This window comes from Micromonospora sp. 050-3 (assembly GCF_046549335.1).
GTDB lineage: Bacteria > Actinomycetota > Actinomycetes > Mycobacteriales > Micromonosporaceae > Micromonospora > Micromonospora trifolii.
Map to the genome: position 1 here is coordinate 2,085,879 of NZ_JAJPVX010000002.1, position 13,897 is coordinate 2,099,775.

Annotated in this window: 13 protein-coding genes; 7 read left to right on the forward strand and 6 right to left on the reverse strand. The window is 71.9% G+C overall.

Features of this window, described 5'->3' with window-relative positions:
- The first annotated feature begins 110 nt into the window (after nt 1–110).
- Nucleotides 111–749: a response regulator gene (locus ACLJOK_RS24660; protein ID WP_410820973.1), complete on the forward strand. Its 639-nt coding sequence runs from the start codon at nt 111–113 to the stop codon at nt 747–749.
- A gap of 15 nt (nt 750–764) precedes the next feature.
- On the opposite strand, the gene ACLJOK_RS24665 is transcribed toward ACLJOK_RS24660, so the two are convergent.
- The 6 genes from ACLJOK_RS24665 to ACLJOK_RS24690 form a co-directional block, all read right to left on the reverse strand.
- Entirely contained in the window at nt 765–2,438 is a 1,674-nt protein-coding gene (locus ACLJOK_RS24665) for a GAF domain-containing protein (protein ID WP_410821583.1), read from the reverse strand.
- 97 nt (nt 2,439–2,535) lie between these two features.
- Nucleotides 2,536–3,519: an Acg family FMN-binding oxidoreductase gene (locus ACLJOK_RS24670; RefSeq protein ID WP_410820974.1), complete on the reverse strand. Its 984-nt coding sequence runs from the start codon at nt 3,517–3,519 to the stop codon at nt 2,536–2,538.
- Between the two features lie 141 nt (nt 3,520–3,660).
- Nucleotides 3,661–4,518, reverse strand: a complete 858-nt coding sequence (locus tag ACLJOK_RS24675; RefSeq protein ID WP_410820975.1) for a universal stress protein — start codon at nt 4,516–4,518, stop codon at nt 3,661–3,663.
- A gap of 11 nt (nt 4,519–4,529) precedes the next feature.
- Entirely contained in the window at nt 4,530–6,923 is a 2,394-nt protein-coding gene (locus ACLJOK_RS24680; RefSeq protein ID WP_410821584.1) for a phosphoketolase, read from the reverse strand.
- Between the two features lie 67 nt (nt 6,924–6,990).
- Nucleotides 6,991–7,851, reverse strand: a complete 861-nt coding sequence (locus tag ACLJOK_RS24685; protein ID WP_410820976.1) for a universal stress protein — start codon at nt 7,849–7,851, stop codon at nt 6,991–6,993.
- 92 nt (nt 7,852–7,943) lie between these two features.
- Complete coding sequence (locus ACLJOK_RS24690) at nt 7,944–8,825, reverse strand: NmrA/HSCARG family protein (RefSeq protein WP_410820977.1); 882 nt, start codon at nt 8,823–8,825, stop codon at nt 7,944–7,946.
- An 84-nt stretch (nt 8,826–8,909) separates the two neighbouring features.
- Here ACLJOK_RS24690 and soxR point away from each other — a divergent pair, with 84 nt between their 5' ends.
- The 6 genes from soxR (at nt 8,910) to ACLJOK_RS24720 (ending at nt 13,889) form a co-directional block, all read left to right on the forward strand.
- On the forward strand, nt 8,910–9,389 hold the full coding sequence (gene soxR, locus ACLJOK_RS24695; protein WP_410820978.1) for a redox-sensitive transcriptional activator SoxR: 480 nt from the start codon (nt 8,910–8,912) through the stop codon (nt 9,387–9,389).
- Between the two features lie 32 nt (nt 9,390–9,421).
- Complete coding sequence (locus tag ACLJOK_RS24700) at nt 9,422–9,658, forward strand: HTH domain-containing protein (protein WP_238678819.1); 237 nt, start codon at nt 9,422–9,424, stop codon at nt 9,656–9,658.
- Complete coding sequence (locus ACLJOK_RS24705) at nt 9,658–10,236, forward strand: Clp protease N-terminal domain-containing protein (protein WP_410821585.1); 579 nt, start codon at nt 9,658–9,660, stop codon at nt 10,234–10,236. The genes ACLJOK_RS24700 and ACLJOK_RS24705 overlap by 1 nt, the downstream gene beginning before the upstream one ends.
- Nucleotides 10,237–10,329: 93 nt before the next feature.
- The gene (locus tag ACLJOK_RS24710; RefSeq protein ID WP_410820979.1) at nt 10,330–11,334 is read left to right on the forward strand and encodes a diacylglycerol/lipid kinase family protein; all 1,005 of its coding nucleotides are present in this window, start codon (nt 10,330–10,332) and stop codon (nt 11,332–11,334) included.
- The gene (locus ACLJOK_RS24715) at nt 11,327–12,328 is read left to right on the forward strand and encodes a YihY/virulence factor BrkB family protein (protein ID WP_410820980.1); all 1,002 of its coding nucleotides are present in this window, start codon (nt 11,327–11,329) and stop codon (nt 12,326–12,328) included. The genes ACLJOK_RS24710 and ACLJOK_RS24715 overlap by 8 nt, the downstream gene beginning before the upstream one ends.
- A gap of 70 nt (nt 12,329–12,398) precedes the next feature.
- Nucleotides 12,399–13,889, forward strand: coding sequence for a phosphatase PAP2 family protein (locus ACLJOK_RS24720; protein WP_410820981.1), 1,491 nt, complete (start codon nt 12,399–12,401; stop codon nt 13,887–13,889).
- Nucleotides 13,890–13,897: the final 8 nt, after the last annotated feature.

Below are 13,897 nucleotides of genomic sequence, written 5' to 3' on the forward strand. Positions count from 1 at the left end.
CGTGCAGGGCCGGACGTCCCGACCGGTCGGGTCCGAGCGCCCGCTCGCTGCGTGCCGATCGGGACCTTCGGCCCGTGCGGTGTGCCGTGGGCAGCGGGTAGAAACGAGGGATGATCCGTGTGTTCCTCCTCGACGACCATGAGGTCGTCCGCCGTGGCCTGACCGACCTGTTGCAGAGCAGCGGCGACATCGAGGTGGTCGGCGAGTCCGGCTCGGCGCAGGAGGCGGCCCGGCGCATCCCGGCGTTGCGGCCCGACGTGGCGATCCTCGACGCCCGGCTGCCCGACGGCAACGGCATCGACGTGTGCCGTGACGTTCGCGCCGTCGACTCGTCCATCAAGGGACTGATCCTCACCTCGTACGAGGACGACGAGGCGCTGTTCGCGGCGATCATGGCTGGTGCCGCCGGGTATGTGCTCAAGCAGATCCGTGGCACCGACCTGGTCGACGCGGTGCGCCGCGTCGCGGCCGGGCAGTCGCTGCTCGACCCGGCGGTCACCACCCGGGTGCTGGAGCGCATCCGCAACGGCGTCGAGCAGCCGCGCGAGCTGAGGTCGCTCACCGAGCAGGAGCGGCGGATCCTGGAGTACGTGGCCGAGGGGCTGACCAACCGGGAGATCGCCGGGCGGATGTTCCTGGCGGAGAAGACGGTGAAGAACTACGTCTCCAGCGTGCTGGCCAAGCTGGGCCTGGAGCGCCGCACGCAGGCCGCCGTCCTGGCCACGCGTCTGCTGGGCAAGGCGCCCTGACCCGGGTCGCGGGAGTCAGTCGCGCAGCGGCACGGCCCAGCGCACCTCGGTGCCGTGCGGCTCGGCCGGGGCGATCGTGAAGGTGCCGTCGAGGCGGCTGGCGCGTTCACGCAGGTTGACCAGGCCACCCCGGGCGGCGCCCGGGTCGCAGCCCACCCCGTCATCGGTGACCGTCACGGTGACCTGGCCGGCGTCGACGCGTACGACGACGTCGACGCGGGTGCACCGCGCGTGGCGGACCACGTTCGACAGGGCCTCGCGCAGCACGGCGGTGAGGTCCGGGCGGATGGCGTCCGGCACGGCGCTGTCCACCGGCCCGGTCAGCTCCAGGTGCGGCTTGAAGCCCAGCGGTTCGGCGGCCGCCTCGATCGCCGTACGGATCTCGGTGCGCAGCTCCGAGGTCATCGGCGTACGCAGCTCGAAGATGGTCCGGCGGATGTCCCGGATGGTGGCGTCCAGGTCGTCGACGGCCGCGTTGATCCGCTTTGCCATCTCCGGGCGGGCCATCGGCGCGGCGCTCTGTAGTTGCAGGCCGGTGGCGAAGAGTCGTTGGATCACCACGTCGTGCAGGTCGCGGGCGATCCGCTCGCGGTCCTCGAGAACGACCAGCTGTTCCCGTTCTTCCTGGCCTCGGGCCCGTTCCATCGCCAGCGCGGCCTGCCCGGCGAAACTGCCCAGCAGCGTCAGATCCTCCTCGCTGGCGCCCCCGCCGCGCTCCGGGCGGTGTGCCACGATCAGCACGCCGTGCAGGCTCTCGGCGGTGGTGAGTGGTGAGATCATCGCCGGGCCGGTGTGCAGCAGTGCCGGCCACGGTGCGGCGTGCGCCAGGTCGTCCACCTGGTCGTGCCTGCCCTCGGCGGCCGCCGCGCCGAAGCTGGTGTCGGCGGCGGGCAGGACCGCGCCGACGAGCGCGTGGGCCTGCTCGTCGGCGCCGTCGACCACCTCCACGGAGAACTGGTCGGCGTCGCTGTCGTAGAGCAGCACCAGCGTCAGCTCTGCCTCGGCGACCTCGCGGGCTCGGCGGGCGACCAGCGCCAACGCGTCGGTGCGACGTACCTCGCCGAGCAGCACCGTGGTGATCTCGGCGGTGGCGGCGAGCCAGCGTTCCCGCCGGTGCGCCACGGCGTACAGGCGGGCGTTCTCGATGGCCACGCCGGCGGCGGCGGCGAGCGCGACGACGATCTCCTCGTCGTCCTCGGTGAACTCCGCGCCGCCCTGCTTCTCCGCCAGGTAGAGGTTGCCGAAGATCTGGTCGCGGATGAGGACCGGCACGCCCAGGAAGCTGTGCATGGGCGGGTGGTTGGCCGGGAACCCGTAGGAGCGGGGGTGCTGGGTGATGTCGGGCATCCGCAGCGGCCGGGGATCGTCGATGAGCAGCCCGAGCACGCCTCGCCCGTGCGGCAGGTCGCCGATCTGCTCATGCTGCTCGGGCGTGATGCCGTGGACGATGAAGTCGTGCAGCAGCCGGTCCGGGCCGACCACGCCGAGCGCGCCGTACCGGGCGCCGACCAACTCGCAGGCCGCCTGCACGATGCGTTGCAGGGTGGTGCGCAGATCCAGGTTGGTGCCGATGCCGACGACCGCGTCGAGCAGGGCCCGCAGGCGCTCCCGGCTGGTCATCACCTCACCGACCCGGACCAGCATCTCCTGTAGCAGCTCGTCGAGACGGACCCGGGACAGCGGCGTCAGCCCGAGCGACGGTGCCGGGGAAGGTTCCTGGCGGGGCGACGGCGCGCTGCTGGTCACCGGGGGATGGTAGCGCCGGTGCCGTTCGTCGCCGGGCCCGTCAACGGACGGCGGAGGTGTCGACCACCTGCGCGGTGGTCAGCCGCGGCGTGTGCGGCGGGCCGGAGTGTGCCGGGTCCGCGATGCCCAACCGCAGCACGAGGTACGGGAAGCCGATCCCGGCGAGCAGTTGCCGCAGGGTCTGCCGGGTGCCCGGGACCTCCACCACCGCGCTGAGCGGCACCACGGACACACCGAGTCGGGTGGCGGTCAGCCAGCCGGCGGAGAGCGCCTCGCCCGCGCGCAACCAGCTGTCCCGTTCGTCCTCGTCGCCGTGCAGCATCGCGTACACCGCCATCCGGTCGTGGCCCGGACCCACCGGCAGGCTGCCGGGACGACCGAAGTCCCGGCCCGGCACTGTGGTCTGCGCGGGCTGCTCGGGCAGCACCTCCGCCGGCAGGCCGGTGCCCGAGCCAGCCCGGCTGGTCCAGTACGCCAGCTCGGTGCGCAGCTCCGGGTCCTCGGCCTCGACCGTGTCGGCGTGCGCGGCGGTGGCGGCCAGTTCCAGCACCTGGTCACGGTCGAGGATCTGCAACCGGCAGCCTTCCGTGCTGACCGTCCGGGTGATCTGCTCGATCGCCGTGGGCGGGACCGGCTCGTCGCTGACCGGCCGCCGGTCGGTGTGTCGCACCTGCATGCACTGCACGGTCCGCATGGCGTCCGGGTCGGCCCCGGTGTGCCTGAGGTCGGTCAGCCGGGCCAGCAGCTCGTTGTCGTTTGGGTCGGGCAGCCGTTGCACCACCGCGCGCCACCCTTCGGCGGCCAGCGCCAGTCGGGCGTGGTGCAGGGCGGTGCCGCAGCTGATCGCGAGCAGTCGCCCCTCGGGGTCGGTGGCGGCGAGCTGCCGGTCGGCAACGGAGCGCAGCTCCAACGCGTCGGGCAGTACCCGCCAGCGCCACGGCTGGGTGTTGTGCAGCGAGGGAGCGTGGCCGGCGGTGGCGGCGGCCTCCGCCAGCGCGGTGGTCAGCTGACTTTCCTGACTCATGGTCACGACCTTTCCGTTTCTGCGCGGCGATCCGTACAGCGGTTCGCCGTGCCGTGGGTTGCCGCCTCATCCTGTGGCCTTCGGCGGTGTGCCCGCAGGGCCACAGGTCCCGACCCCGCCGGGTCGTTGTGCCTACGGTGGTCAGCGTTCGCGGACCACCGCGACCGGGCAGGCGGCGTGTTGGATGAGCTGTTGACTCACCGAGCCGAGCAGCATTCCGGCCAGCCCGCCCCGGCCCCGGCTGCCGACCACTACCAGCCGCGCGTCCCGACTCGCCTCGATCAGCATCGCCGACGGGCTTGTCGACTCCAGGTCGACGGTCACCGCCAGTTGGGGGAACGTTCGCCGCCACGGCTCCAGCGCCTGCTCCACGGCGGCCCGCTCGTCGGGCACCCCGGCCGCACCGCCGGGGCCCGGTGTCCAGGCGTGCAGGACGCGCAGCGGCAACTGCCGTTGCGCCGCCCGTTCGGCCGCGAAGCCGAGCGCCACCAGCGACGGTTCCGAGCCGTCCACCCCGACCGCCACCGGGCGGTTCGACGTGTCGATCGCGGCGCTGCCGGCGCCGTCCCGGACCACCACGACCGGGCAGTGGGCGTGCGCGGCGACCGAGACCGCCGTCGACCCTGCCAGCAGGCCGCCGAAGCCGCCGTGACCCCGGCTGCCGAGCACCAGCATCCCGGCCTCGGCCGAGCGTTCCTGCAACACCAGCGCGGGCGGCCCGTCGTACACCTCGCCGGTGATCCGCAGCCCGGGGTTGGCCGCGGTGGCGTCCGCCGCGGCGCTGCGGACCAGGTCCTCGACCTGCCGGCGGGCGGTGTCGTCAGGCCACACACCGGGGGCGACGCCCGGGCCGACCCAGCTGGCCACTGTCAGCCATTCGAAGACGTACGCCAGCCGCACCGGCTGGCCGCTGTGCCGCGCCTCCTCCATGGCCCAGTTCAGGGCCACCGAGGCGTCGGTCGAGCCGTCGTAGCCGACCAGGATCTCCGCGTCGCGCACGGCGTCCTCCTTCAGGGGGTGGTGGGGTCGGTTCCGCGGATCCAGCGCCACTCGGCGACCTGGGGGTCGTCCTCGCCGTACTGGCGGGTGTAGTCGCGGGCCGCCTGCCGGGCGTCGACCATCCGTTGACGCAGGTGCGCGGCGCTGGCGGCCAGCCCGGGCACCCGGTCGATGACGTCGATGACAAGGTGGAAGCGGTCCAGGTCGTTGAGCATCACCATGTCGAACGGGGTGGTGGTGGTGCCCTCCTCCTTGTAACCGCGCACGTGCAGGTTGTCGTGGTTGCTGCGGCGGTAGGTGAGTCGGTGGATCAGCCACGGATAACCGTGGTAGGCGAAGATGATCGGCCGGTCCTCAGTGAAGATGGTGTCGAACTCGTTGTCGGTCAGGCCGTGTGGATGCTCGGTGTCCGGCTGGAGTCGCATCAGGTCGACCACGTTGACCAGGCGCACCTTCAACGTCGGCAGGTTCTGCCGCAGCAGCTCGACGGCGGCCAACGTCTCCAGGGTGGGCACGTCTCCGCAGCAGGCGAGCACCACGTCCGGTACGGTGCCGCCGTCGTTGCTGGCCCACTCCCAGATGCCCAGGCCACGCCGGGTGTGCTGGATCGCCTCGGTCATCGTCAGCCAGTTCGGGGCGGCCTGCTTACCGGCCACCACCACGTTGATGTAGTGCCGGCTGCGCAGGCAGTGGTCCATCGTGGCGAGCAGCGTGTTGGCGTCCGGCGGCAGGTAGACCCGCACCACCTCGGCCTTCTTGTTGACGACGTGGTCGATAAAGCCCGGGTCCTGGTGGGAGAAGCCGTTGTGGTCCTGCCGCCAGACGTGGCTGGAGAGCAGGTAGTTCAGCGAGGCGATCGGCTGCCGCCAGGGGATGGCACGGGTCACCTTCAGCCACTTCGCGTGCTGGTTGAGCATCGAGTCGACGATGTGGATGAACGCCTCGTAGCTGGTGAACACGCCGTGCCTGCCGGTCAGCAGGTAGCCCTCCAGCCAGCCCTGGCACAGGTGCTCGGAGAGCACCTCCATCACCCGCCCGTCGGGGGAGAGGTGGTCGTCGCCGGGCACTGTGGCGGCCACCCAGGCCCGGTCGGTCGCCTCGAACGCCGCACCCAGCCGGTTGGACGCGACCTCGTCCGGGCCGAACAGCCGGAACGTCCGGGGGTTGGCGTTGATGACGTCGCGGATCCACGGGCCGAGGACCCCTGTCGCGCCGGCGATCGGCGTACCCGGTTCGGGTACCTCCACGCCGTAGTCGCGGAAGTCCGGCAGGGTCAGGTCGCGCAGCACCAGACCGCCGTTGGTCACCGGGTTGGCGCTCATCCGCCGGTCACCGCGCGGCGGCAGCGTCAAAAGCTCCTCCACCGGTGCGCCGGTCGCGTCGAACAGCTCCTCCGGCCGGTAGCTGCGCAGCCAGTGCTCCAACTCGGCCCGGTGCGCCGGGTTGTCGCGTACGCCCGACAGCGGCACCTGATGGGCGCGGTAGGTGCCCTCCACCCGGGTGCCGTCGACCTCACGCGGGCCGGTCCAGCCCTTCGGCGTCCGCAGGATGATCATCGGCCAGCGGGGACGTTCGACGACTCCTCCGGAGCGGGCCCGCCGCTGGATCTCGGCGATTTCGCTCAGCACGCGGTCCAGCGTCGCGGCGAGGGCCCGGTGCACCCGGGCGGGCTCGTCACCGGCCACCACGTACGGCTGGTAGCCCGACCCGCGCATGAGGTCGAGCAGGTCGGTCTCGGGGATCCGGGACAGCACGGTCGGGTTGGCGATCTTGTATCCGTTGAGGTGCAGGATGGGCAGCACCGCGCCGTCGCGCGCCGGGTTGAGGAACACGTCGGAGAGCCAACTGCCGGCCAACGGCCCGGTCTCCGCCTCCCCGTCGCCGATCACGCAGGCCACCAGCAGGTCCGGGTTGTCGAACGCGGCGCCGTAGGCGTGGCTCAACGCGTACCCGAGCTCGCCGCCCTCGTGGATCGAACCCGGCACGTCCGCCGCGACATGGCTGGGGATGCCGCCCGGGAAGGAGAACTGGCGGAAGAGCCGGGACATCCCGGCCTCGTCGCGGGCCACGTCGTGATAGCGCTCCGACCAGGTGCCCTCCAACCAGGTGTTGGCCACGATGGCCGGACCGCCGTGACCGGGGCCGGTGACCAGCATGGCGTTGAGGTCGCGCGCCACGATCACCCGGTTGAGGTGCGCGTAGATCAGGTTGAGGCCAGGGCTGGTGCCCCAGTGCCCGAGCAGCCGGGGTTTGATGTCGTCGGGGGTCAGCGGCTCGCGCAGCAGCGGATTGTCCAGCAGGTAGATCTGCCCGACGGTGAGGTAGTTCGCGGCGCGCCAGTAGGCGTCCAGCCGACGCAGCTCGTCGTCGGTGAGGGCGCGGTGCACGTCGAGAGCGGTCTCCATCATGCTGCCTCTCGCGGGTAGGAGTGGGGCGTCCGGCGTCCAGCCTGGCCGCTGCGGACGCCCGGGGTCAGGGCCGTTGGTCCCGCGCCGGGCGGGCACCACGCCCGGTCAGCGGCGCCTCGGCCAGGCCGCGGACGACGACCACCGGGGCCGGAGAGTGGTAGAGCAGGGACTGGGCGACCGCGCCCAGCATGGCCCGGCCCGGTTCGTCGCCGCGGGCGGCCACCAGCGCCACCTGCGCGTTGCGGGAGGTGCCGATCAGCACCTCGGCGGGGTCGCCGCGTACCACGCGACACTCGGTCGGCACTGTGTTGTCGCGGCCTGCGTGCCGGGCCAGTGCCTCGGTGAGCTGCTCGGCGACCGCGTCGGTGTCCTCGTCGTACTCCACCGCCCGCAGCGCCAACAGCCGCGCGCCCCGGCGGGCCGCGCACTCCAAGGCCCACTGGAGGGCGAGGTGTGAGCTGGGAGAGCCGTCCACGCCCACCAGCACCGGGCCCTGCGGCGGCGGCTCACGCCGGACCACCAACAGGGGGCAGCCGGCTCGTGCGGCCAACTGCACGGCGGTCGTCTCGGCCGGAACGCACTGGCCGCTGCCCGCCATGCCGCTGTCACCGACGGCCAGCAGGAAGGTGCCCTCCGAGCGGCGGATGAGGGTCGGCAGCGTGGCGCTCTCGACGATCTCCCCGCGTACGGTCAGCCCCGGCTCGGTCTGGTGGGCGAGCTGCGCGGCGCGGGTGATCAGTTTCTCTGCCTGGTCGCGGGGTGCGGCGACGGTGTCCGCGGCGAAGGCCGCGCGCCAGTCGAAGGTGTGCAGCAGGTGCAGTGGCCGGCCGTGTCCGGCGGCCTCCTGCGCGGCCTGTTCGACGACCGGGAGGTCGAGTTCCGACCCGAGGCCGACCAGCACCGCTGCGTCGGCGGGTGCGGCCATCCGATATCACCTCCCGGGCGTCGCGCCCGGCACGACCAAGCTATCCCTGACCGAGGGTAGTCGGATGAGCACGCTGGCGTTGCGTCGTTGCGTTATCGCCCGCTCGCCCGGCTGGAGAGGACTCGGTCCCAGTCGACAGTGCGGGCCCAGTCGGCGTAGCGGTGCCAGGCGACGTCGGGGTGCGCGGCGTGCAGCGCGTCGACGTCGACGAAGTCGGTGTTGGTCTCGAAGCGCTGGAACATGTCGGCGATCTCGTCGCCGGCCCATTGCCGGACCTGGTCCAACGGCAGCTGCTGGTACGGAATCTCGCGGCCGAGGACGTCGCTGAGGATGCCAGCCGCCTCCTCACCGGTCACCCGGTCGGAGACGACGTCGATCCGCTCGCCGACGAACCGCTCGGGGTGCTCGATGGCATGCACGGCGAGGCCGGCGATGTCCCGGACGGTGACCTGTTCCAGCGGCTTGCCCCCGGAGAGCGGGTTGGCCAGGACACCGTTGGTGAGGCGGCTGAACCCGGTGTTCAGGACGTTCTCCATGAAGTAGACCGGCGCGAGGACTGTCGCGCGTACCTGCTGCTTGCGCAGGTACGCCTCGATGTGCTGTTTGCTGTCGGCGTGGTCGATGTCCGTCTCGACCATCCGGTCGGCGCCGCGTACCGAGGAGTAGACGAGGTGCGCCTCGGCCGCCGCATCGACCAGGAGGCGACCCTGGGCGACCTCCTCGTCCTTCCCGCCGGGCCCGAACGGCACGGACAGCCCGAAGACCGCGTCGACGCCGTGGGCGGCGTCGGCGAGCGCCACCGGGTCGCCCAGGTCACCGGTGACCAGCCGTGCTCCCGCGGCGGACAGCGCCTGGGCGGGCGGCGACTCGGGTGAGCGGACATAGGCGGTGACCTCGTGGCCGTGCTGGAGCAGCAGGTCGGCGACGGCGCCGCCCTGCTGCCCGGTGGCGCCGATGACGAGAACTGTGGTCACAGGAAGGCTCCTTGCTCGCGGTTCGGGGACGCCGCTGATCCTCTGGCCTCAACCATGGTTGAGGTCAAGCAGTACTGTCGATCCATGCCAAGGCCCCGCACCACGTTTCATGAACTCACCGTCGGGCAGGTCGCCGACCGCAGCGGTGTCGCCATCTCGGCGTTGCACTTCTACGAGCGCAAGGGCCTCATCCGCAGCACGCGGACGGCGAGCAACCAGCGCCGGTACAGCCGCGACACCCTGCGGCGGGTCGCGTTCATCCGGGCCTCCCAGCACGTCGGCATCTCGCTGACGGCGATTCGCGAAGCCCTGGACCAGCTACCCAGCGAACGCACCCCGACCCCCGACGACTGGGCCCGACTGTCGGCGGCCTGGCGTACCGAGCTCGACGCGCGCATCGCGCAGTTGCAGACGCTCCGCGACGACCTCAGTGAGTGCATCGGCTGTGGCTGCTTGTCGCTGCGGGTCTGCCATCTGACCAACCCCCGCGACGTGCTCGGCCGTGAGGGTTCCGGTGCGCGCCGGTTGCTGGCGCCACGAACAGATCATGTCAACCAGGGTTGACAGGCGAGGAGTTGTCAACGTATGTTGACGGCATGAGTCAGGCGACAGAACTCGCGGCGGCAGCCGGCAGCACCGACCCCCGGGTCGGGCTGCGCGCCGTCCGCGCGCTGAGCCGGCTGCTCGAGCGGCTCGAGGTGGTCCAGGTCGACAACGCCCGACGACAGGGCTGGTCCTGGCAGGAGATCGCCGACGCGCTCGAGGTCAGCCGGCAGGCAGTGCACAAGAAGCACGCCGGGCGACCGGCGGTCAACTCATCCTGGGAGGCGTGATGTTCGAACGATTCACCGACCGGGCGCGCGGCGTGGTGCGACGGGCTCTGGAGGAGGCGCGGGTCGAGGGCCAGCGGCCGGTCGGCACGGAGCATCTGCTGCTCGCCCTGCTCGCCGACGACGCCGGGCTGGCCAGCCGGGTGCTCGCCGACGCCGGCGTACGCGCCGACGACCTTCGCGAACGCGTCCGGCGACACACCGCCAGCGGCGGCGCCGGCCTCGGCGACGCGGACGCGGCGGCCCTGCGGGAGATCGGCATCGACCTGGCCGCGATCGTGGCCCGCATCGAGCAGTCCTTCGGCCCGGACGCGCTACGGGAGGCGGTGCCGGCACCGCGCCGCCGCTGGGGGCGTAAGCGGTACCTTGGCGGCCCGTTCTCGCCCCGCTCGAAGAAGGCGCTGGAGCTGTCCCTGCGGGAGGCCATCCGGCTGCGCCACCGCCACATCGGCACCGAGCACATCCTGCTCGGGGTGCTCCGGGAGGGCAACGGGCTGGGCGCGTTGGTGCTCACCGAGTCCGGGGTCGACCTCGACGATCTGCGCCGGCGGGTGGAGCTCGCACTGCGGGCGGCGGCCTGACGGGTGGGGCCGGGTTGAAACCTGTCTGTGGCACTTCCGACGCGCGCCGGTCGCCGGGTCGCTGAAGCTGTCCGAGTGCTGCACACTGGCGCCGTGGATGCTGGACAGGACAGGCGGCCCTCGGGCGGCGACGGCGGGTTGCGCTCCGCTGTGGTGGTCAACCCGGTCAAGGTCGACGATCTCGACGAGTTGCGCCGTACCGTCGACGACGCCCTGACCGCGGCCGGCTGGCCCGCGCCGCAGTGGTACGAGACGACAGTCGACGACCCGGGTCGCGGCCAGACCGAGCAGGCCGTCAAGGACGGCGTCGACCTGGTCTTCGCCTGCGGGGGCGACGGCACAGTGATGTCCTGCGTCAGCGGGTTGGTCGGCACCGACGTGGCCCTCGCCGTGCTGCCGCAGGGCACCGGCAACCTGCTCGCCGCCAACCTGGGGCTCTCCACCGACCTGGCCGCCGGGTTGCAGGTCGCCGTCGAACGCGGCCGACGGCTGCTCGACGTCGGCGCTGTCGAGGACAAGTACTTCACAGTGATGGCCGGCATGGGCTTCGACGCCCAGATGCTCGAGGCCACCAACGAGACCACCAAGGCCCGCATCGGCTGGCCGGCGTACGTGATGGGTGCCGCCCGTCACCTACGGGACCGGCCGATGCGGGTGCAGATCCGCATCGACGACCGGCCGCCGGTGCGCCGCCGGGCCCGTTCGGTCCTGATCGCCAACGTCGGTCGGCTGCAGGGCGGCGTGACCCTGCTGACCGAGGCCGAGCCGGACGACGGCTGGCTCGACGTCGCCGTGCTCACCCCGCACACCCTGCGGCACTGGCTCGCGCTCGGCTGGGCGGTGATCCGCCGCAGCGGCCAGGTGCCGCGGATGGAGGTCTTCCGGGGTCGGCGTGTGGTGGTCACCAGCAACCGGGCCCAACCCCGGCAGTTGGACGGCGACCTCATTGCCCCGGACCGCCAGTTGCAGGCGGAAGTCCGGCCCGAGGCGCTCTGGCTCTGCGTCCCCCAACCCGAGGACGCTCCTGACCTGGCCGACGATGCGCGAAGCGCCGGGGAGCGGGGCGAGCAGCTGATCGAGGAAGCGCGCCGTGAGTAGCACCCGGATCGTGCCGGAGACCCGGCTGATGGCGGACGAGGAGCTGTCCGCCGACGACGCCTGGCACACACTGCGCGGGCAGGGTGGCTGGCACCTGCTGCGGGACGCGTTCATCCGGTTCCGCTACGGCGACGGGTTCAGCCACTCCCGCGCCTTCGGCTTGCAACTCTGCCTCGCCGTGGTGCCGTTCCTGATCGCCCTCACCGGCCTGATCAGCGAGCTGGGCGTCGAGGAGGGCGGCCGGTTGGTCGCCGACACCGTCCTGGCGCTCACCCCCGGCCAGAGCGCGCAGATGGTCGGCGAGCTGCTCGGTGAGGGTGAACGCGTCGAGGACGCCGGGGAGTTGGCGCTCACCCTCGGTCTGCTCACCGGTCTGTTCGCGCTCACCACAACGATGGCCCAGATCGAGCGGGGCGCCAATCGCATCTACGGCGTCGAGCGGGACCGCCCGGCGCTGCGCAAATACCTGCGGGCCGCCGTGCTGGCCGTCACCGCCGGTCTGCCCGCGCTCGCCGGCTTCCTGATCCTGGTCGGCGGCGGCGCGATGGGCGACTCGGTCCGCGAACATTACGAGTGGGGTGCGCTCGCCAACGGCATCTGGGACGTGATCCGCTTTCCGCTGAGTCTCGGGCTGACCGTCGTCGCCGTCGCCGTGCTGTTCCGACACGCGCCGCGCCGCAACCAGCCCGGCCTGTCCTGGCTGCTGTTCGGCGCCGGCATCGCCACCGCGCTGTGGTGGCTGGCCAGCCTGCTGCTCGCCGCCTACGTGCGGTTCTCTGACGGTTTCGGGCAGACCTACGGCGCCCTCACCGGCATGATGGCGCTGCTGCTCTGGGCCAACCTGACCGGGATGGCGCTCTTCGGTGGGCTCTCCTTTGCCGCCCAACTGGAGGCGCTGCGCATCGGTGCGCGGGAGCCCGCCCAACCGGACCTGTGGGAGCCCGACCCGGACCGCGCCGAGCTGTACGACACCGGGGACATGTCGGCGCTCTAGCGCCACCTCGCGTGTACGACGGACGCGGATCGGGTAATGCGCCTCGCCAGACAGGAAAGGGAGGTGCGGGGTGACCGCGGTCAAAGAGGTGGCTCGCCGTCCGATCGGTCATTTCGCCGAACGGAGCATTGCCGGTCTGGTGGCCGTCACCGGTGCCGGAGTGGCCTTCGGGCTGCTGTTGTTGCTAGTCCGGGTGCAGTGGAGCCCGCTCCAGAATGTCGACCACGGGCTCGCCGAGTGGTTCAACGGGCTCGTTGCCCCGCACCACGCGCTGGTCACAGTGCTCCAGGCGGTGACGGACCTGGGCGGCCGACCGATCCTCATCTGGCTGGTCACCATCGCCGTGGTCGGGCTGCTGATCCGGCGGCAGCCCCGACTCGCCGTCTACCTGATCATCACGGGGGTCGGTGGCCTGATCCTCGACCCGTCGCTGAAGACGCTTGTCGGCCGGCTCCGCCCGGTCGTGGACGTGCCGATCGCCAGCGCGCCCGGCAACAGCTTCCCGAGCGGCCACGCGCTCGGCTCGTTCGTCGCGTACGGCGCGCTGCTGCTGGTGTTCCTGCCGGCGATGGCGCCCCGCTGGCGCAAGCCGGCCATCGTCGGCGTCGGTGTGCTGGTGGCACTGGTCGGGCTGACCCGGATCGCGCTGGGCGTGCACTTCGTCTCCGACGTGCTGGCCGCCTGGCTGCTCGGAGCCGCCTGGCTGGGTGTCACCGCGTACGCCTTCCGACTGTGGCGGCGGGAGCGGGGGCGGCCGGTGCCGCCGCTGACCGAGGGCCTGGAGCCGGAGGCGGGGCACGACATCGCCCCCGCCCCCGCCGAGGAACACGTGTTGGCCCACCCCCGCTCGGCGGTTGCCGAGCTGCTGGTCGGCTGGGTGATCGTGTTCGGGGCGCTGTACGGCTTCGGCACCTACGTCAGCTACCACGCCAAGGGCACCTTCTTCGACACCCTCGACACGGAGGTGCCGCGGTGGTTCGCCGAGCGGCACACCGAGGTGCTGACCGACGTCAGCTGGTGGTGGAGCAAGTTCGGTGACACCCATGCCATCCTGCTGATCTCCCTGGTGTTCTGCCCGCTGGTGTTGGCGGTGTGGCGGCGCTGGCGTCCGGTGCTCTTCGTGGCGCTGGCGATGGTGGGGGAGTTGACCCTCTTCCTCGCGTCGGCCCGCGCGATCGACCGGCCGCGTCCGCCGGTGGAGAACCTGGACGGCCAGATGCCCACCTCGTCGTTCCCGTCCGGGCACATCGCGGCCACGATCTGCGTCTGGCTGGCGATCACCCTGATCGTCTTCCCGCGTACCGACAGGTGGTGGCGTTGGATCTTCGTGGCGCTCGCCGTGCTCATGCCGGTCGGGGTGGCCACGTCCCGGATGTACCGGGGGATGCACCACCCGACCGACTTCATGGGCGCGATCCTGCTCTCCGCGCTCTGGATCGGCCTGCTCTACCTGGTGATCCGCCCGAACGAGGACCTGAAGGAAGGTAACCGACCGTCCATCGAGTCGGAGGACGTGGACACCCTCGACGACGAGCTGGCGCGGGCCGGCCGAGCCGACTAGGCGCCCCC